The sequence below is a fragment of the Xenorhabdus budapestensis genome (assembly GCF_002632465.1).
Taxonomy (GTDB): domain Bacteria; phylum Pseudomonadota; class Gammaproteobacteria; order Enterobacterales; family Enterobacteriaceae; genus Xenorhabdus; species Xenorhabdus budapestensis.
Genome location: NZ_NIBS01000005.1, coordinates 185255 through 204627, shown reverse-complemented (window position 1 = coordinate 204627; position 19373 = coordinate 185255). Strand labels below are relative to the sequence as shown.

14 protein-coding genes and 4 pseudogenes are annotated in these 19373 nt (G+C 42.6%); 9 read left to right on the top strand and 9 right to left on the bottom strand.

Features of this window, described 5'->3' with window-relative positions:
- Window positions 1-113: 113 nt before the first annotated feature.
- Window positions 114-665 (bottom strand): ADP compounds hydrolase NudE, encoded by a 552-nt coding sequence (gene nudE, locus Xbud_RS07455; RefSeq protein WP_099135468.1) that lies wholly within the window; start codon window positions 663-665, stop codon window positions 114-116.
- A 355-nt stretch (window positions 666-1020) separates the two neighbouring features.
- Between nudE and Xbud_RS07450 the strand changes: the two genes are divergently transcribed.
- The 4 genes from Xbud_RS07450 to pckA all read left to right on the top strand — a co-directional run bounded on the left by Xbud_RS07450 (window position 1021) and on the right by pckA (window position 6398).
- Window positions 1021-3126 (top strand): IgaA/UmoB family intracellular growth attenuator, encoded by a 2106-nt coding sequence (locus Xbud_RS07450; RefSeq protein ID WP_099135467.1) that lies wholly within the window; start codon window positions 1021-1023, stop codon window positions 3124-3126.
- Window positions 3127-3193: 67 nt separating this feature from the next.
- The gene (gene hslR, locus Xbud_RS07445) at window positions 3194-3616 is read left to right on the top strand and encodes a ribosome-associated heat shock protein Hsp15 (protein ID WP_099135466.1); all 423 of its coding nucleotides are present in this window, start codon (window positions 3194-3196) and stop codon (window positions 3614-3616) included.
- 81 nt (window positions 3617-3697) lie between these two features.
- Entirely contained in the window at window positions 3698-4570 is an 873-nt protein-coding gene (gene hslO, locus Xbud_RS07440; protein WP_099135465.1) for an Hsp33 family molecular chaperone HslO, read from the top strand.
- Window positions 4571-4778: 208 nt separating this feature from the next.
- On the top strand, window positions 4779-6398 hold the full coding sequence (gene pckA, locus Xbud_RS07435; RefSeq protein ID WP_099135464.1) for a phosphoenolpyruvate carboxykinase (ATP): 1620 nt from the start codon (window positions 4779-4781) through the stop codon (window positions 6396-6398).
- Between the two features lie 335 nt (window positions 6399-6733).
- On the opposite strand, the pseudogene Xbud_RS07430 reads toward pckA, so the two are convergent.
- Window positions 6734-7090, bottom strand: a pseudogene (locus Xbud_RS07430) (transposase); the annotation flags it as partial.
- A gap of 55 nt (window positions 7091-7145) precedes the next feature.
- On the opposite strand from Xbud_RS07430, the gene Xbud_RS07425 reads away from it, so the two are divergent.
- A complete protein-coding gene (locus tag Xbud_RS07425) occupies window positions 7146-7367 on the top strand; it encodes a hypothetical protein (protein WP_099135463.1) in 222 nt (73 codons plus the stop codon).
- Here the strand turns inward: Xbud_RS07425 and Xbud_RS21305 are convergent.
- Complete coding sequence (locus Xbud_RS21305; RefSeq protein ID WP_422645767.1) at window positions 7349-7630, bottom strand: DUF7706 family protein; 282 nt, start codon at window positions 7628-7630, stop codon at window positions 7349-7351. The genes Xbud_RS07425 and Xbud_RS21305 overlap by 19 nt on opposite strands.
- A gap of 241 nt (window positions 7631-7871) precedes the next feature.
- On the opposite strand from Xbud_RS21305, the gene cspE reads away from it, so the two are divergent.
- Together cspE and Xbud_RS07415 are read left to right on the top strand one after the other, a co-directional pair.
- Window positions 7872-8087, top strand: coding sequence for a transcription antiterminator/RNA stability regulator CspE (gene cspE / locus Xbud_RS07420; protein ID WP_099135462.1), 216 nt, complete (start codon window positions 7872-7874; stop codon window positions 8085-8087).
- A gap of 147 nt (window positions 8088-8234) precedes the next feature.
- Window positions 8235-8929: pseudogene (locus Xbud_RS07415) on the top strand (IS6 family transposase).
- 201 nt (window positions 8930-9130) lie between these two features.
- On the opposite strand, the pseudogene Xbud_RS07410 reads toward Xbud_RS07415, so the two are convergent.
- A pseudogene (locus tag Xbud_RS07410) lies at window positions 9131-9704 on the bottom strand (IS1 family transposase); the annotation flags it as partial.
- A pseudogene (locus tag Xbud_RS07405) lies at window positions 9685-10035 on the bottom strand (pirin family protein); the annotation flags it as partial. The pseudogenes Xbud_RS07405 and Xbud_RS07410, both read right to left, overlap by 20 nt.
- 304 nt (window positions 10036-10339) lie before the next feature.
- Between Xbud_RS07405 and Xbud_RS07400 the strand changes: the two are divergent.
- On the top strand, window positions 10340-11116 hold the full coding sequence (locus Xbud_RS07400) for an APH(3') family aminoglycoside O-phosphotransferase (RefSeq protein ID WP_099135461.1): 777 nt from the start codon (window positions 10340-10342) through the stop codon (window positions 11114-11116).
- On the opposite strand, the gene Xbud_RS07395 is transcribed toward Xbud_RS07400, so the two are convergent.
- Genes Xbud_RS07395 through Xbud_RS07380 form a run of 4 tightly spaced genes read right to left on the bottom strand, consistent with a single transcriptional unit; the run spans window position 11113 to window position 16939 of the window.
- Window positions 11113-12099: a GNAT family N-acetyltransferase gene (locus Xbud_RS07395; RefSeq protein WP_099135460.1), complete on the bottom strand. Its 987-nt coding sequence runs from the start codon at window positions 12097-12099 to the stop codon at window positions 11113-11115. The two genes, Xbud_RS07400 and Xbud_RS07395, sit on opposite strands and share 4 nt — an antisense overlap.
- 12 nt (window positions 12100-12111) lie before the next feature.
- Window positions 12112-13353: a phenylacetate--CoA ligase family protein gene (locus Xbud_RS07390; RefSeq protein ID WP_244589875.1), complete on the bottom strand. Its 1242-nt coding sequence runs from the start codon at window positions 13351-13353 to the stop codon at window positions 12112-12114.
- Window positions 13354-13371: 18 nt separating this feature from the next.
- On the bottom strand, window positions 13372-15807 hold the full coding sequence (locus Xbud_RS07385) for an acyl-CoA reductase (protein WP_099135458.1): 2436 nt from the start codon (window positions 15805-15807) through the stop codon (window positions 13372-13374).
- Window position 15808: 1 nt separating this feature from the next.
- Window positions 15809-16939: a LuxE/PaaK family acyltransferase gene (locus Xbud_RS07380; RefSeq protein WP_099135457.1), complete on the bottom strand. Its 1131-nt coding sequence runs from the start codon at window positions 16937-16939 to the stop codon at window positions 15809-15811.
- A 911-nt stretch (window positions 16940-17850) separates the two neighbouring features.
- On the opposite strand from Xbud_RS07380, the gene Xbud_RS07375 reads away from it, so the two are divergent.
- On the top strand, window positions 17851-18489 hold the full coding sequence (locus tag Xbud_RS07375; protein ID WP_099135456.1) for a CatB-related O-acetyltransferase: 639 nt from the start codon (window positions 17851-17853) through the stop codon (window positions 18487-18489).
- The last annotated feature ends 884 nt before the right edge of the window (window positions 18490-19373 follow it).

Below are 19373 nucleotides of genomic sequence, written 5' to 3'. Positions count from 1 at the left end.
ATCACGATCTTCAATGCCCTTTCATAATCTTGCTACATCATTAAATTTTTCTATGTTCCTGGGGATTTGTTCCCTTGTTGCCGCGAAGCAACATACCTGCTGTAAGCGTAGTCTTAACGTTTTTCATTCAAATATCGTTGTGCAAAAAATAAGGCGCTGATGTTTCTGGCTTCGTTAAAATCGGGATGTTCCAATAGTGACATCATATCCGTTATTGGCCAGCAAACCTGCACCAGAGGTTCTGGTTCATCTCCTTCCAGATTTTCGGGATAGAGATCTTGCGCAATGACAATGTTCATTTTGCTGGAAAAATAAGAAGGAGCCATAGTCAGTTTTGTCAGTAGTTCAAGCTTTTTTGCTCCTAATCCTACTTCTTCCTTTAACTCACGGTTGGCGGCTTCAAGGATACTTTCCCCCACATCAATCGTTCCTTTGGGAAAACCTAACTCATATTGCTCAATACCAACGGCGTACTCACGTATCAGGAGTAACTCATCACCAATCACCGGAATGATGAGGACTGCTTCATGATTAGTGGGCTTCATGCGCTCGTAAATACGTCTGGCACCATTACTGAATTCAAGATCAACGGACTGGATGTTGAATAGACGAGAATGGGCAATATCACTTATATTCAATATTTTAGGCTTTTTCAGATCAATCATGCTTGCCCCTGGCGGTTGTTGCGCATTAGTCAATTGAAAAATAATCCATCCAATCAGCTCATGGCGCTTGGGAAATACAATTTTTGTGGTGACATTGGATGTGAATCCAAACTTTGCTTTAATATGGCCGATTATGCTAGTAAATGATAGGGATTATCGCTTGTATGTATTTTTGTTACTATCTTACTCTTGCACAAAAAAGCTTCCTTTTACGAGTGGGTGTGAGAAAATTTATATAACATTTTGTAAATAAAATTAAAAATAGGAAGCGAGAATAGGAATAACCTGATTCTGAGTAATTCTTTAGATTGTTATTTTGTCAGCCTCTGTATTGCTTTATGGGCGTGGAGAAAAAATGAGCTCACTAGTCATTATATTGGCTATTTTTATCGTTAGCCTGACTATAATGGCTTCCTTTCTGACTTTCAGATGGAGGCGTTCTGATAACGCGCGTTACTTGTCATTGATGGCTAAAGCAGCTAGCCGCAAGCTAAGTGCGGATGAATCTCAAGCTATTGAGTCTTATCTGAAAAATATCCTGCCCAAAATGAAGTCAGACAGGAGCTATATGTCCGGCTGTCCGGCATTGCCGATCAGAAATGATACGGTTTATACCATTAGCCATACCATAACCCGTTTTTCCGCCGCTTCAGAAGAAGCGCAGCATTGGCGCTATTATATTGATGAAACGGAAATACATTTTCCTGCAATGCTTGAACCGTTCGTTAATCAGCGGAATACGGTAGACATTGTTCAAACTTCTTCGATACCACTCGTTATTGCAGTGAATGGTCACTGTCTTACTGATTATCAGCAGGATCTGAACACTCCAAATTTTAAGAAAACGGAACACGCTTCAATTCAGAAGAACGGTAATTCGAATGCCAATTTGTTGTATATGCGTAAGGAAACGCCGGAAGAGTATCGTCTGCGCCACTCAACAGGTATTCAGGAAGGGCTTCTGATGTGCATGGGGCTCTCCTTATGGTTTCTGGCTCTTTTTGTGCCTATACCTCTATTGCCGTGGCTAATATTCATTTCTGTTCTGCTTATATTTGCCAGTTTTTGGCCACTTTTCAGGTGGCCATCTTCACGTAATCTGTTGAATGTAAATTGCTTTAGCGGGATACTGAAACGCTGGGGTGTTTTCAGCGAGTTTGAGCCAGAACACAAAAAAAATATCTCATTGGGTGGAATTGACCTGATTTATCCCGCTCACTGGGAGCCGTACCTTGCTCATGAACTTGATCAAAATACCGATGTGGATATGTACTCCAGCTGCCATGTTGTGCGACAGGGACGTTATCTCTCGTTGCATGAGGAGGAGAAACACTATCCTTACCAGCGTTATCGAAAGAACCAGATGTTGGTGGTATTTTCTGTTTTAGCTATGTTATTACTGTACTTTTACCAACCGGCCAGTTTATCTATGCGGCTGAGTTTTGCATGGCTGCATGGCAGTAATACCAAGGTTATTACCAGCGTCAATGAACTGCTAAATATGCCACTCCGGGAAGGGGATGTACTGAGAGTTAAAGGCACAGGAATGTGTTACATGCCACCTATGTTGGATACTTTTCCCGGTCAGAATGGACTCTCTTTTGCTCCATTTAACTGTTTTGGTATCTATTGGAATAATGGCAGCTCATTTCCCAGGCCGGAATCAGAAATTATTAATAAAGCATCAGCATTGCTCACAACGGTTAATGAGCAATTACGCCCATTGGAAAATAGCCGGAAATCTAATTCCAGTCTGAATGAAGTGATTGCTAAATCGGGAATGATATTACTCGATAATTTTTCTCAAATCATTTTGAATACTCAGGCACTTTGTCAGAAGGAAGTGGACTGTAATCGTCTGAAAAATGCTCTGGTTAATCTGGGTAATGGCAAAAATTGGGATGAGATTTTGTATCAGGCAGAAAAAGGGACATTGAATGGAACCAAAGTGTTACTGCGCTCTGTGAGTGCAGATGCATTGGGAAAACTTGTCGATGTCACTACCGCCTCATTTATTTACCGGGAAATTGATAAAGTGAGTATTCTCCTGAACAGCCCTCCACCGGGAGGTATTTTGCTGATTAGTGATGAAGACCGTCCACTGGTTGAATATCCGCTTGCGCCGATCATTTTTTATGAATACACCGCTTTGCAACAATGGGGTGAATTGCTACGGCTGGCGAATGTATTGACGCATATTCCATTTGAAACCGAAGGTATTGTGACGGGTTTATCTGAAGATGCAAACGGTACTCGTCATATCATGTTACATAGTGAACCTGATTCTATAACGCTGCTTCGTTATCTGGGAAGCTGCCTCTTTTTGGCAGTAATTATGGCGACATTAATTGTTAATAGCATATTGGTCATTAAGAAAAAACAAAAAAACAGTCAGCGTCTTGTACGGATCAAACAGTACTATGACAATTGTTTCAAACTGAAACAACCGCCGATGAATTAGTGATATTCACGCGGGCTATGTTACCCTGAATCTGTTTTTAGCCAGCTTTAATCAGAGAGAAACAATCATGCCTAATTCAGACAATGATCAAGCTGTTCGCCTTGATAAATGGCTGTGGGCTGCCCGTTTTTACAAGACCCGTTCCATCGCGCGTGAAATGATTGATGGAGGAAAAGTCCACTATAATGGGCAGCGGAGTAAACCGAGTAAACTGGTTGAGTTGAACGCAGCAATTAAATTGCGTCAGGGCAATGATGAAAAAACAGTAACAGTTTTGGCATTGAGTGGCCAAAGGCGCAGTGCCACAGAAGCTCAACAACTTTATCAGGAAACGGCAGAAAGCATCATTAAGCGGGAAAAGACAGCTTTGGCCCGTAAAATGAATGCGTTGACGATGCCACATCCTGATCGCCGTCCAGATAAGAAAGAACGGCGTACCCTGATTAAATTCAAGAATACAAAATTTAATGAGTCGGGAGATACCCAATAGATTTCGAGTTGCTTCGCAGCCAACAAAGAGGCAACTTGAAAGATGAAGGGTATAACCGTCTCAGTGAAATGAGAGAGATTTATGATTAAACATGACCAATTACACCGCTTTTTATTTGAAAGCCATTCTGTCAGGGGAGAACTTGTTTCCGTAAGTGAGACTTACCAGCGAATGCTGGAGAATCACCATTTCCCCCAACCTGTACAGCAATTGTTGGGTGAGTTGTTGGTCGCCACCAGTCTGTTGACTGCTACATTGAAATTCAACGGGGATATCACAGTACAAATTCAAGGTGATGGGCCTGTTAAGCTGGCGGTGATTAACGGAAATAACCGACAGCAAATGCGTGGTACTGCGCGCATTGATGGTGATGTCAGTGCTGCAAGTCGTCTGCGTGATATGGTTGGTAATGGTTATATGGTCATTACGGTTACACCAACAGAAGGTGAGCGTTATCAAGGTGTAGTCGCATTGGAAGGAGAGACTCTGGCTGAATGTTTGGATGCTTACTTCAAACAGTCAGAACAGTTGCCGACTCGTCTGTTCATCCGAACGGGCATGCAGGATGGCAAAATGGCGGCTGGTGGCATTTTATTGCAGATCCTGCCGGATGCACAGGCAGGCAGTGACGACATACTTGACCATCTGGTTCAACTGACTGCTACTATCAAAGGCGAAGAGTTGTTTACGCTGGATGTGAAAGAAATTCTGCATCGTCTTTACCATGAAGAAGATGTCACGCTGTATGAACCTCAACAGATTGAGTTCCGTTGCACCTGCTCTCACCAACGTTGTGCTGATACTCTGGTAACATTACCGGAAGCGGATTTGCAAGATATTCTGCATCAAGATGGTAAAATTGACATGGAATGTGAATTCTGTGGTATGCACTATATTTTTGAAGAGATAGCACTTAGCGAAATTAAAATAGCGAAAAAAGAACAGTTACATTAACTGTATTTATGATTTATTTTTAAAGGGCGTATAAATGCGCCCTTTTTATTATTTAAAAATTTTTATTCCGTGTTCTATGTCTCATATAAGCCTAAAAGAATAATATAATTTCAATTTTTTGATAACAATCGCTGTTAATTAGTCATATTTATTTATTATTTCTGGCAGAGATAGAGATGAAATCTAACTGATCAGGAGCAATAAATAAATGAGCGTTACAGGCATTACTGCGCAGGAACTTGTGGTTTATGGTATTCGTGATGTTAGCGAAGTTATTTATAACCCAAGTTATGAATTGTTATTCTCTGAAGAAACGAAATCCTCTTTACAAGGATATGAGAAAGGAACATTGACCAATCTTGGTGCTGTCGCAGTAGATACCGGGATCTTCACAGGGCGTTCTCCTAAAGACAAATATATTGTGCGCGATGATGTGACTCGCAATACGGTATGGTGGGCCGATCAGGGAAAAGGTAAGAACGATAATAAACCGCTCAGTCAGGAAATTTGGTCTCATCTTAAAGGATTAGTCACTCAGCAACTTTCAGGCAAACGTTTGTTTGTGGTTGATGCCTTCTGTGGGGCGAATGCGGATACTCGTCTGAAAATACGTTTTATTACAGAAGTGGCGTGGCAGGCTCATTTTGTCAAAAACATGTTTATTCGCCCATCTGATGAAGAGCTCATTAATTTTACTCCTGACTTTATTGTGATGAACGGTGCGAAATGTACCAATCCACAATGGAAAGAGCAGGGACTGAATTCTGAAAACTTTGTTGCTTTTAACCTGACAGAACGGATGCAGCTGATCGGCGGTACTTGGTACGGTGGTGAAATGAAAAAAGGGATGTTCTCAATGATGAACTACCTGTTGCCACTGAAAGGCATTGCTTCTATGCACTGTTCTGCCAATGTGGGTGAGGATGGTGATGTTGCTGTTTTCTTCGGCCTTTCTGGTACGGGAAAAACCACGCTTTCTACTGATCCGAAACGTAAATTGATCGGGGATGATGAACATGGCTGGGATGACGACGGCGTGTTTAACTTTGAAGGTGGCTGCTATGCAAAAACCATCAACTTGTCGAAAGAAGCTGAACCCGATATTTATCACGCCATTCGCCGTGATGCTCTACTGGAAAACGTCACTGTACTGGCAGATGGCACTGTTGATTTCAATGATGGTTCAAAAACAGAAAACACTCGCGTTTCTTATCCTATCTACCATATCGAAAATATTGTTAAACCTGTATCAAAAGCAGGTCATGCGACTAAAGTCATTTTCCTGACTGCTGATGCTTTCGGGGTACTGCCTCCTGTTTCCTGCCTGACTCCGGAGCAGACTCAATATCATTTCCTGTCTGGTTTTACAGCAAAACTGGCGGGAACAGAGCGTGGTGTAACAGAACCAACGCCGACTTTCTCTGCATGTTTTGGTGCGGCATTCCTGTCATTACACCCGACTCAGTATGCAGAAGTGCTGGTCAAGCGTATGCAGGCATCCGGTGCGAAAGCCTATTTGGTTAACACTGGTTGGAATGGCACTGGCAAACGAATCTCTATCAAAGATACTCGTGCGATTATCGATGCTATCTTAAGTGGCGATATTGAAGATGTGGATACCATTGAATTGCCAATTTTTGACTTGGCTGTACCAACAACATTACCGGGCGTTGATACGGGGATCCTCGATCCACGTAACACGTATGCAGATAAATCTGAGTGGGATGCGAAAGCCAAAGATTTGGCACAGCGTTTCATTGATAACTTCGACAAATATACAGATACTGCTGCTGGCGCAGCATTGGTAAAAGCAGGGCCAAAGTTGTAAGAGATTCAGATTAGCTGGATTAAACAAGGTGGGACTGCGGTCTCACCTCAAATTATGAAACAACTGAAACCAACAAAATTTCCTCGTTTTTCTGTACTGCATTACCTGATAATAGTTAAGCTTGAAATGTCAGGCCCAACTCACTTATTTTTTTTGCATTTTGTAATATTCGATTTGACAGAGAATCTTATTTGAATATGCTTTTAATCTGTTCTTTTTCAAAACCTACAAGTTCTTCTAATGTATTTACTTGTGATACCTGATATAAGTACTGCTGGTTTTAGTAGGATATGATTCAACGGAATAATACCGTTAAATTGATGCCCTTCTCAGTGTCAAGTTGTTATTTGCCTGCTGTTGATCTGCCGATGCTGGTTACGCAATAAGGTAAATATCTCTCTGGATATATAGCGTTTTAAGCAACGTATGGCTTCCAGTTTTGAATGGCCTTCTCCAACCCGTCTAGCGACATATTCCTGTGTCCTAGCATCTGTACGTAGCCTGTCAATGGCGATGATATGAAGCGCGCTGTTCGCTGCACAATCATCTCCTCGGTTGAGACGGTAACGCTGATTTTTTCCTGAAGACGCCGGTACTGGACTTACCCCACATAGTGCAGCAAAACTGGATTCTGAACGGAGACGTTCTGGGTTATCCCCTGCGGTAATAAGAAGTTGAGAAGCGTACTCATAGGACTAGCGGGAACCCCTGACAGAACCGCCCCTTATCCTGTCCGCGACTTTGTGGATGCCAGTTGAAAACGGCAGTAAATTCACCCGCGGTAAGAAAAAGGTCAGAGAAGAGATCACTTTTCTGGTTGAGATTGATTTTGAGGGTGAAGTTCTCGACGGTAATGAATACCGGGTATTTTTTTACTATGCCGATAAGGCTGATTTAAAGGAACAAATCGACAGCCTGCTTGAGGAGGTTTACCGCATTGCTGAATGGCGTCACTGTGTGGTTATATGACCCTGACCGGTGAGGCCACTGACCGGCACTGGATGAATATGGCGGGGGATGGAAATGATTGCCGGGGAGTTGTGCTCTGACCCGGAACCGTAAATGGCTGTCCCAATGCGCCCGCGAGTCCTAGTTGTAATGGCTCGCGTTTGAAATCCAATGGACTCGCATTTATTCGTTTCAACGGCACACTCGCGCATGTCACGCCAGGTCAAACATTTAACGAATTGAGCGAGAGCCAATGCTTCGTCATTACTCAGATTTATGTCCAAACGAGTGATGCTCTCCTGCCAGATGGTTAAAATATAACTTGCTTAATATTCGAGGTTATGCGTTAATAGCTTCGTCGGTTTGAAAGACAGATCTTATACAAAGCAGTTTATTAAAGCATTTCTCATCCTCAGGCGTTATCCCAGATATTCCCCTCTTTTTGAGTTTCTCCATTAAGCGCTAAGTAATTTCTGTAAAACAGACCATGTTTGCCTAAAAAGGTTTAATCAAAGGAAATATTACATGTCTGATAAAATGACTGGGTTAGTAAAATGGTTTAATGCGGATAAGGGTTTTGGTTTTATCTCCCCTTCTGATGGAAGCAAAGACGTGTTCGTACACTTCTCCGCTGTTCAGAGTAACGACTACCGCACTCTGTTCGAAGGCCAGAAGGTCGAGTTCTCCATCGAGAAGGGTGCCAAAGGCCCGGCAGCAGCAAACGTTGTGCCCACAGCATAAAATCTCCTTGAATCCTTTCCTCTGCGATAACGAAGACGGCCTCTGGCCTGAGTGGACAGAGTGACGGGATGTCAGCATATTTTCAATGGTTCTGTCGCATTAAGCCCTGTTTGGATAATATGGCATTTTTTACTGGGTGAACTGACGATGTCCCTTATCCGAAATACGTTCAAACGCCTGCACTATCCTGTTGATATCATCGCTCAGTGTGTTCGTTGGTATCTGGCCTACGCGCTGAACCTGCGTAATCTGGAAGAAATGATGGCGGAGAGTGGGATTGCCGTTGATCATTCCACGCTCTCTCGTTGGGTTCATCGTTTAGTTCCATTGATGATTAAACGCTACTGGCGTAGTAAGCCCGCTGTTGGGCGTCGGTGGCGAATGGATGAAACCTCTATCAAAATCAAAGGACAATGGAGTTACCTTTACCGGGCAGTGGATTCGGGCGGTAATACAATTGATTTTTTGCTGACGGTTCATCGGGATAAGAAGGCCGCACTGCGTTTCTTTAAAAAGGCGATGCGATAGCATGGGCAGCCTGCCGTGGTGACTATTGATAAAAGTGGTGCCAATAAAGTCGCGGTGGACGAATTAAACAAAGGAAAGCCAAAGGAAGAAATCATTGTTATCCGGCAGAATAAATACCTCAATAACCTGATTGAACAAGATCACCGTAACGTCAAACAGCGAACACGCCCCTGCTGGGATTCAAAAATTTCAGGCGGGCTCAGACCGTATTAGCCGGGATTGAACCGATCTGTATGTTGCGCAAAGGACAATACCTGCAAGAACCAGAATATCCAACTTCACCGGCGGCCTATTTCTATCGACTGACCGCATAAAAATAAATCAAGATACTTTCGCTCGAGAGATCTCTGTTAATGCAACAGAACCAGAAAGGCTCCTTCCCAATCTGCATAGTTATCCAGTAAGAAAAAGAAAGCTTTTTTCATCCGCAACCTCCTTTTATATTTGGGCTTCAAATCATTAACCTGTGTCCCTATTCTTTCAAATAAAAGGTGACATTTGGTCATGATTCCAATTTATTGATAGTGATGAATATTTAAATAATCCCCCATGACTCTGTCATGCATTTCCACGGATTTTAAAAAAGATAAGGTTTTGCGAGTCAGTCTTGCCAAATGCTGACGAAGATTCAGGTTATGTCTCTCTATGCGTTGTGTATAACGCTTGCTGGTCACATGCAATTTCCCCATCAGTGTTTTTTCATCGCTTTTCAGCCATCGGTCATGTAGACCACTATGTTGAAAGGAGCCAGTAACGCCATCAAACGCATTAAGGTCTTTTTTGTTCTTGGGCCAAAAACGTGAGCAATCACTTTTCGTCTGAGTCTGTCGTAGGTATAAAAGAGCCAACGGGGCTGCTTCTTTGACTTCACGTATGACCATTGTTCATCCATTTCACCGCAGACAATGACTTCGGTGCCGGGGACAATGGCTTTTGTTACCGATTGAGGTCTGAGTTTTTTAAGTGGCGGAGAACCGTATTCAGGCCAGTTCCCATGACACGCGCTGTCGCGCGACATCCCCTTCCATTCATGGTCATATCGACGATTTGCTTATGTGTACCGGGACGACAAGCGGTATAGGTGAAGCGGTTTATCATTATGTGGGTTGTATTCAGAATGGCGGATACCTGTACCCGCGCTCATAATCTGGAACTCTCCTGCTGATATCTGTCCCAGATTTCCCATACTATCTTGATGTTCCACCGTACCGGAAAGTACATAGGTCAGAATTTCCATATCATTATGAGGGTGCATACCAAACCCTTGTCCTGCGTCAATCACATCTTCATTAATGACTCTTAGGGCTGAGAAACCCATAAAATTGGCATCATAATAATGAGAAAATGAAAAAGTGTGCCAGCTATCCAGCCAGCCATGATTGGCGTGGCCTCGCCCTGAAGCTTTACGTAGGTAAATCATTTTCAAAATCCTTCAGTGTTTTTTTGTAGTCTAGTTGAAGGAATTAAATATGAAATATGAGAAATTTAATCTGAGGAATCAAATTTTTTGAATAATTAAAAACAGGATATTGAGAATAAAAAAAAGCCAGCATGAAGTTGCTGGCTATAAAAGTAAACACTGGAAGCAATGTGAGCAATGTCGTACTTTCACATGACCCTGAAGGTGGTGCACTGAAAGTAATAGTAATGATAATCGTTCTCAATATCATTTGTAAAGCGTTTTTTTGATCAAATTTCGTTTTTCTATCTCAAAAGGAAGATACATGTTACCCAAGTTACCACAACATATTGATTGCTTTATCGGTAATGCTGCTTTAATCCCTGATGAAATTGGTGAATCCCCTGGCAGTGTCTATAGTTTTATTCGGGGTAACGACCACTTTTTTCTCAAGTATTCTCCCGTCGTTTATGCAAATACGACTTATAGTGTCATGCGGGAGGTTTCAGTGCTGAATTGGCTTAATGGTCGCCTGAATGTGCCGGAAGTTGTGTGTGTTGCGGAGAATTCAGAAGGGGAGTTTATGATCACACGTTGTGTACCCGGTGAGCCGTTGTACACACGGATAAATGCTCAGCAACCTGTACTGGAACTGTTTTGTGAAGCTGTTCGTCAGATACAGGCTGTAACCATAATCGATTGCCCGCTTGACTCCGGGGTTAATTTTCGTCTTCAGGAACTGGAATATTTGCTGAATAACGATTTGTGTGCTGAAGAATATGATCTTGAGCAATGGCCGGGAATAGCGACTCCACAAGATTTACTGGCACGTCTTCGTGCTACGTTACCGAGTGAGGAACGGGTATTTTCCCATGGAGATCTTTGTGACTGCAATATCTTCGTCAATGCACATGACGAATTGTATTTCCTTGATCTTGGCCGAGGCGGAATTGCAGATCGCTGGCTGGATATTGCATTTGTTCATCGCAACTTACGTGAGGAAGTTTCGATAAGTGCAGCTACCGAATTTCTAGATACGCTTGGCGGTCTTGATGACCCAGCCAAGCGAGTGTTCTTCGAGCAATTAGATGAACTATTCTAACCTGGTATGCACTCACTTAGCTGATGTAGGAGTGAGTGCTCCGTAGTTTTCTCCAATTCCATTTGGTAGAGGTTTTGCGTACTGATGTCAGAAAATTGATACGGTGTTGATTGATAACCCCGTAACCAGAGCAGAAACCATCCTGTATGTACATCAGGACATAGCCCGGCGAAGCGAAATCCACCTTTTTTTAGCTGTGGATATAACTTCAATGCCTCTTCACACGCAGGAAGTCTCAAATAGATTAACTGGTTGGCAGGGTAATCTATGATTTCCGATAAGAAGTCAGAGTCAACCTCATACAATGTGATTTCCAAACGCCGTCCACTGATTTTAGAGCTAATAAGTTTGGAGGTGACTACATTAGAATTAAAAGGAGAACGATCTCCTTGTTGTTCATCGGATGATCCACCAACGTATTGACCAATCTGGTCGGCCCAGTCTCGCAAGGGATGCGGCCAGTTCAGTTTAGGTAATGGAAATGCTTTAAGAGGCAAAATACCTTGTACAATACTTTCAGGCTCTGGTAACCCGAATGGCGAATCAACATAGTCCAGCATCAGTGCGGTCGAACAAAAGCCTAGGTTTTGTGCTAAATATTGGCTTTTCAGATGCGAACAGACTTGTTTTATCGTCAACAAACTATATTGCTGTTCTTTCGCATAGTGGCACAAATAGTGACCCAAAGACTTCGCAATACCTCTGCCTTGAAATCCCGGATACACAGCAACCAACGCTAATTCAGCCTGATCTTGCTGCACAACATTTTTAACAAGCGACGCATGACCAATCAGTTGTCCCTGATAAAAAGCCAAGGCTGAATGCCATTTTCCTGTTGTTTGATAATCATCTATCAATCTGGGCAGATAGATATCAGGATAAACGTATGAATCACCATAAACTTCACGGAATAATTTGCTGATATGTTTTCCGTCACCTGCTTGATAGTTGCGGATTTGAATAGCAGAAGGAAAAATAGTCATAGATTTCGACCTTCAGTTATAACTACGCAGATCCACAACTCGCTGCAATTTACCCGAACGCGGGTGGGTATACATTGCATCGATATTCGTTTGAACGATCTCCAGCATATTTTGGTGGAAATAAGCAATGCTCAGTCCGGGAAATGCTGAGAGTATGTTATGGCGTATTTTTTCAATATCGATTGATTGCGGGCTGGCTACCAACAATTTGATTTTGTCTTTTGACGCCTCCTGAGACAGTACCAATTGCCAGGCAAGTAACTCTGTTTGTGATGATAACTGGGTAGCTAAGTCGTCAGGAAATAGCGAAAGATCACCAAACCTGATCCGATAACCTTGGTTCGCGCGTCCTTGTAGCGCAAATTTACGATATGCCTGTTCTGATTCACACCAGCAAGCCAAATCACCAGTAGGATAGCGGATCACTGGCATCAGTTGTCTTTGTAAGCTAGTGACAACTAACATACCACGGCGTCCCGGCTCCGTGATGGGTTCATGGGTAATCTCATCAATAATTTCTATAATGGTATCTTCGTCGAAAACCCTGTGTTCTCCCGGCTCACACTCTGGGTCGGCAAAGCCGATTAAACCTCCGTCAACACTGGCACAACCAACTGAGCCAAAACGTGCCTGAGGGAAAACCTGACGCATTGCCGCTATCTGTCCTTCAAACAAGCTTTCTCCGCCATACAGAATGGTTTCTACCATCGGTAATGTTTGGCCGTTGTCTTTCAGATACTGAGCAAAGCGAATGAGCTGGACGGGCACTCCCGCCAGCACGTTGATATTGTGGTACCGAATGTTATGTACCAGCAGCCCATCGTCAACCTTGCAAGTGAAAGGAAATTCCACGACGGGGAATGATGAGTTAGACAGAGCACCATGAATAAATAGCAAACTGGTGTAAAGGTCGCCGGCAAAAAATAGGTTGGCTACCCGATCACCCGGAGTCAATTGGCGGGCAATTGCTTTCCCAAAGGAATGAATAAATGCTTTCCATTCTTGTTGACCGAAAACGGATAGCCGACCATCACTGGTTGAACCACCAGTTTTAAACACATGTCCGCCTTCTAATGGAGCAGTAAGTACTGGCCAGGTTTGTAAATTATCTGAATGGGCCCAGTAACTACCGGGCTCAACCAGTGGCAAATCTTGTAGCGTCCAATTATCCGGGACGGACTCGTAAAGATTCCGGTAATAAACAGAATGCTCACGTACATGATTAAATAGATCAATTAACGTTATGCTTTTCATTATATTCGCTTCACCTAATCAGAATTTACGCAAGTCAATGAACAATGGTGCTTTTCCGCTATTGATATTCCGACGAAACTCTGTTGCCGGGGAAAATATAACTTCCAGATTCAGCATCCCTCCTTCAACCACTTCCTTTATTTTTATATTCTCTTCCAGACCTAATAAGTGCTCGCGAACTGCGTCAACATCGGGGTTCTCAATCAAGAGCTGAATGCCGCTGATCCCTTCATCGTTATGATCGATAAGCCATTGCACCGGGGCCTCCAGTTGTTCAGATAATTTAGTCAGATTGATAAAAATACTGCCGACACGTAACAGGGAACCATTACGTCCAACAAGCCGGAAACGCGGTGTCAACTGACCACAAGCACAAGGTTCAGCGATCCAGTATCCGAGATCGCCCAAATCGTAGCGCTGAACAGATTGTGCCTCACGGTGTCGGGAAGTGAATATCAGACGACCTGTTTCCCCCTCAGTTACTGGATTATCATTATGAATATTAAGTATTTCTAACCACTGATTATCAGCCATTAAATGGAAAACACCGTCTTCGCTGGCTGTGCATCCATGACCTAATGGGCCTGCATCTACTGAGCCGTAGACTGCGGAACGTATCAGAGTAATTCCGAACTCATTCAGGAAAGCCCGCTGGTTGACATTCAGGTGTTCACCGCCTAAAAACAGCTTGCGTACACCACCGTATTCACGCAGCTTGTCGGTTTCACTCAAGAACAATCGGTGTATCGTACTTGGCATTCCTACCAGAGTATTAATGCGTTGCTGCACAATTAAATCGGCTATTTCACTGAAATCATCATTGGTCGGGCCACCCATCGGATATTGAGCTACACCCAGCTTATCCAGAACAGTGAAGAAGCTCATCATTCCACCGTACAGTTTTCCTCCATACAACAGGTTCATGACCCGGTCTGTAGCAGGTTCAAGGCCACAGGCGAACAGTCCGTCGGCTGCTGATTGCATTTGTTTGTGATAATCAGAGTAACTGTAAGCGGCCAGTTTAGGTGCTCCGCTGCTGCCTCCGCTGCGGAAGAACAGGCGGCCTTTTTCATTTGGAATCAGTGCCTGAAAATCTGCCTTATTCATGACTGGCAGGTTATCCAGCCCGTGCGGGCGGGGTGGCGGAATATCAAGGTGAGCAGAACCTGCCAGTATATCCGCAGGCAGGCTGACAGAAACCCGCTTGGCAAGGCGTGCCAGTGCATAAACGCCATCGTGCGGCTCACCGCTATAACCGCCGTGCATCTGACCAGCAGGGGCAATACGGCTAACTCCGGCAGCAAACAGGGTATGGCTCATTTCTGCAATATGTTCCTGCCCGGCAACCAGAGCACAGCTCTGAAGATGGTTACGCCAAGGGCGCAGAATGGAACATAGCTGCTGACGAGGTGCCGGACGTAACTGCAATGTGCGGAACAGAGGAGAAGCGGCCAGTTCTTGTTCGTGCCGCCAGATTACCCGCCATTCATCCGCTTGCCAGAGTTTGCCACGTACTTGGGTGAATGCGAAATCGAGGCGCTGAAAAGCTACCTGAGTTGTAATTTCAGCCGATTCCTGAACGTCAGTCTGTAATACCGGATGTAATCCAGAACGACGTTCAAGAGCCGCTGCCATACGTTGTCCAATATCCTGCAAAACTTCCGGCTCATCACTATCGACCAGTAAACATTGCGGGCTGGAACAGGCTTGTTGGTCATAACAGCAAATATCATCTGCCAGTGCATCTAATTGTGCATCATCCACGGCATCAGGACTCAGCCAAGCAAAACTGATGCGATGTCCCCAATCAATCCAGCGGCAACCTGCCGGCAGTTGGGTACGAATGGCTGATAGTGCAGAATCTCCACCCCAAGCGGAAACAGCATCGGCCTGACTCAGTAGTTCTCCCAATTGTGTGACAGGTAATGACAAAACCGCGATCCGGTCTGCCAGATTGCCGGAAATATCGTGAGCCAGAAATGCATCCAGAAGCTGTGTACTAAATCCGTTATCGCTGCTGCTGGGACGTAGCCAGTTGATATTGCCGACTAACAAACTTTCCAGCACTGCCATAAAAGGAAGAAGTTGCGCATTGGAAGGTGTGATATGGACGACTAACCCCAGAGGTTTCCAGGCTTCGTAGCGATTCTGGTTATAATCGAATCTGCGCAGGGAAAAAGCATCCTGCCCCAGTTCTCGCTCCAATTTAGTTTGTAAGGCTTCACGTTGACAGAAGGTGATAAGTGCCTCACGCGTTTTAGCATCAAAAAGGGGATGATCATCCATCTTAGCGAGATGATTGGCGAAGCGTTGGGCGCACTCAAGTACCTGTTCGGCACTATGAGGTTGTGAGAGCAACTCTGGTAAACGTGTACGTAATTTTGCGATTTTCTGTTTTGCCAACGGATTATGTTCAACCGCAAGCTGACCATTAATTGTTTCAATGGAAGACATCTCAGGATCCCTTAATCAATTCAGAAGCGGCAATAGCACAACTACGACTTTTGCCAGTACCTGCACGGCCAAGCAGTTCAAACCAATCCGTATTCAATTCACAACCACAACTATCACCGGAATGCAGTACCGCCAGATCACTCATGACAATGCTGTGAGCCGGGCTGGAAGTGATATAAGGTGAGACGAAATGTAGAAAACCGGGTTCACCATAAGGCTGCCGTGATATGTTGGCTGTATGGCGTATATAAACCCGCGAGTAGACTGGAACGTGAAAACGATGGTGAGAACATTCCATGTAAGGCACAGGATGTTCAACTGAACCGTAACCGTCGCGACAACGTATATCAGGAATACCCAGTTGTTCTACCAGACGTTGATACAACTCCAGTTTAGGAATCGCTTTGTCAGCATGAGTTTTCCAGCCTCCGCCGAGGGAGACCAGCGAATCTGGATGTAATTTCAGAGCGGGTAATCCCATCTCTTCCATTCTTTGCAGGGTAAACCACAGGAAAGCAGGAAAGCCAAAAATACGCACGGGTAGCCCTTCTTCGGCGAATTCCTGAAGAACTCTGATTGTCCCGAAGGGATCGAATTCATTACTCTTACCGTTATGACGCAAAGCATAATAAGCCCGGTTTACAGGTGCATACTTACACAGAAACTGGTCGGTATAAGCTGTTCCCAGCGTAATGGAGCCAGCAGGTTCATAGCTGAGCAGCAGGTAGTTACACGGTTGCTCGGGGGTATTCCAATCATAATAATTGAAAATGTGATCCACCATATCCTGAGCCGCTGTGATACTTCTGTTATCGTAGTGCATGCGGCTTTTTTGCCCGGTTGTACCTGAGGATGTCAATTCCAGCGCATCCTTTGCACTATTGCTGACTATTAAGTTACGTTTAAAATAATTGGCAAATAGCGGTGGCAGGCTTGACCAGTCTTCCAGCTCCATTACAGCTTGTTTATCCAGACCATTATTTGTCAGCCACTGCTCATAACCCGAAGTATATTCACAGTGGTATAACGTCAATTCACGCATGGCATCATTAAATAATGCGTCATACTCGGCACAAGTATGATAAGGGTGTGCTAAGGCACATAGTGCTTTAACATGGGTTAAATTTTGCATATTTAAGACTCATTCTTTTTGAACAGAACAATCTTGGGATTCATTTCCCAATAAAAAATTAATAATTTTGTTTGTTCATATTTTGGATGTAATAATTTTTAATAGGCTTATTTCGTTATCTAATATCAATAAACCATTCGATTTAATAATTAATCCCTGAGCCTTGGTTGCAGAATGATGTTATGTTGGAAGGTGCTGACGGTTGTTAAAATTATTTTAAAAACTATATTAAATGGATATTTGACTAGAAAAACGTACTTTTACCAGTTTTATAGTTTGCTGTCAGTCCTAAGTTGGCGTGCATTATTCCAAACTGAAATATAATAATCAATCGATTTTTCTAATGTTTTTCGTGTGTTGAAGGATAATGTTATATCATTATTTAAGATGCCTGTTTCATTAATTATTTATTTTTTGTCATCTGCGAAATTAAATGAAATAATATGTTATTTTTCTGAGTAAATATTGATTTAAATTTTGGTGTTTATTCATAACCTAAATTAGCTATTAATAGCTCCTTAATAATTATTTTTACTTCAGTAGTAACAATTTTCTAGCACCGTAAGCTTGGTATTAATATATTCGGCAATAACTAAACATCGTCATACATACATAGAAATTCTCATTGATATACTATTTATTTGGTATAATCCCAGTTAACTTTTAACTTCCAGTTTTGTCAAGGCAGCTCAGGTGTAGGAAGATATGGCTACAAATACAGAGTTCCGTTATATGCTGCGACAGCAATTCATACTGAGCAGGCAGTTAAATTAGCACTAAAAGATATTTGACAATGAATACCCCATTACTGAAACAACCTCGAATCACACAGAGTGATGTATTTTGAACGCGGATACATCACCATAGGCAGCGTTCTATGGTAATAATCAATTTTTAAGATGAGATTTACCATGCAGAAAAAACATTGGTCAACATATCAACTTCTTCATGATGTTATAAAAAATCCAAATATACATATTAAAGGCACTCATAGCTATTACAGCGATTGCTGGGACAATGGTTTTGAAGAATCTGTTGTCCGTTATTTACAAGGAGATGAAGGTAGCCGACATTGGGTCCCCAAATGGGATATAGACAAGCTATACATTGGTGACTATGTGTGTATTGGTGCTGAAGTGGTTATTTTAATGGGAGGAAACCATACACATCGTTCTGATTGGTTTTGCCTTTACCCTTTTTTGGAATTTATTGATGAAGCATATATTGGCAAAGGTAATACCTATATTCATGATGGTGTGTGGATAGGAATGCGGGCAATGATCATGTCAGGAGTCACAATTGGTGAAGGAGCTATCATTGCAGCAAACAGCGTCGTCACTCGTGATATTCCACCCTATAGCATTGTGGGAGGGAACCCTGCTAAACATATTAGATATCGTTTTGCTGAAGATGTTATTAATGAGCTTCTTGCTATGAAAATTTATGATTGGTCACCAGCCAAATTTGAAGCTATGAAGCGCTTTTTATGCGCTTCAGATATTGATGCATTGAAAAAAGCGGTTATGTTATATGATATGTTGAACTCGTGACCTCAAAATAATCGTATTATTTAGTTCAGACAGTTGCCAATTGGCAACTGTCTTTATGTTTTCCTTCCCAGCGAAGCTGGCAGGGGTTTATTGGAATAACCCCCAAACTTGTCAAGTTTGCTTTTCCGAATGGCATAATGACTTATTTATCTTCATGGTTAAGTTATTGCATTTCGTATCAGAACGGAAACAACCTCAAATTTGTCGGTTCTTCCACTGAGCTCCTGTCCGGGAATTTTAGTATTTATTTGAAATTGTTTTATTCCGGTATTAAATGTAGTTAGTGCTTAAATTTACATTAGTTGTGTAATCTGATTATTATAAAATAATATATAGTGAAGTTATTTTATGTTTTATATGGGTAAATATATGTGGATTTATTATAACATTATAATAATATTTTCATTTGGTTTTCCTTGTTCCCTGATTGTTATATTTGGTTGATATTTATAGATAATTTTATATGAAATAATTTCAATCAAATATTAATACTAAATGGACAAAATACAGCAAGGATTTAGCTCTCATGCCAGTAGATATATTCAATAGATCCATTTTTATTTAGTTGTGGAATTCAGCGTCGATTAATAAAAATTGCGGTAGATCAAAGACGCTTATCTAAAAAAGGAAAAAAAAGAAAAAATGGAATACCTTCTTCCTGTTCACCAAATTAACCATTTATTCCATTGTCTGGAAAATTATTGCCACATAATTTTTTGTTGTGCAGTTATTAACCGGACTATGACATCCAGCACCTGAGAAAAAGTATTGCCTGAGTATCTTTCGATGCTCGGCGTGCCCGTTGTTATTTCTCCTAAAAATAAAAGAAAAACATTTGTGATGGTTTCTGGGAATAACAATTTTCAAATATCCAATAGATTCGT

Excerpts from the sequence above, each read along its gene's own strand:
- nudE (WP_099135468.1), bottom strand. The coding sequence starts at position 665 with ATGATTGATCTGAAAAAGCCTAAAATATTGAATATAAGTGATATTGCC.
- Xbud_RS07450 (WP_099135467.1), top strand. The coding sequence starts at position 1,021 with ATGAGCTCACTAGTCATTATATTGGCTATTTTTATCGTTAGCCTGACT.
- Xbud_RS07400 (WP_099135461.1), top strand. The coding sequence starts at position 10,340 with ATGTTACCCAAGTTACCACAACATATTGATTGCTTTATCGGTAATGCT.
- hslR (WP_099135466.1), top strand. The coding sequence starts at position 3,194 with ATGCCTAATTCAGACAATGATCAAGCTGTTCGCCTTGATAAATGGCTG.
- Xbud_RS07380 (WP_099135457.1), bottom strand. The coding sequence starts at position 16,939 with ATGCAAAATTTAACCCATGTTAAAGCACTATGTGCCTTAGCACACCCT.
- Xbud_RS07395 (WP_099135460.1), bottom strand. The coding sequence starts at position 12,099 with ATGACTATTTTTCCTTCTGCTATTCAAATCCGCAACTATCAAGCAGGT.
- Xbud_RS07385 (WP_099135458.1), bottom strand. The coding sequence starts at position 15,807 with ATGTCTTCCATTGAAACAATTAATGGTCAGCTTGCGGTTGAACATAAT.
- pckA (WP_099135464.1), top strand. The coding sequence starts at position 4,779 with ATGAGCGTTACAGGCATTACTGCGCAGGAACTTGTGGTTTATGGTATT.
- cspE (WP_099135462.1), top strand. The coding sequence starts at position 7,872 with ATGTCTGATAAAATGACTGGGTTAGTAAAATGGTTTAATGCGGATAAG.
- Xbud_RS07375 (WP_099135456.1), top strand. The coding sequence starts at position 17,851 with ATGCAGAAAAAACATTGGTCAACATATCAACTTCTTCATGATGTTATA.
- Xbud_RS07390 (WP_244589875.1), bottom strand. The coding sequence starts at position 13,353 with ATGAAAAGCATAACGTTAATTGATCTATTTAATCATGTACGTGAGCAT.
- hslO (WP_099135465.1), top strand. The coding sequence starts at position 3,698 with ATGATTAAACATGACCAATTACACCGCTTTTTATTTGAAAGCCATTCT.
- Xbud_RS07425 (WP_099135463.1), top strand. The coding sequence starts at position 7,146 with ATGCCAGTTGAAAACGGCAGTAAATTCACCCGCGGTAAGAAAAAGGTC.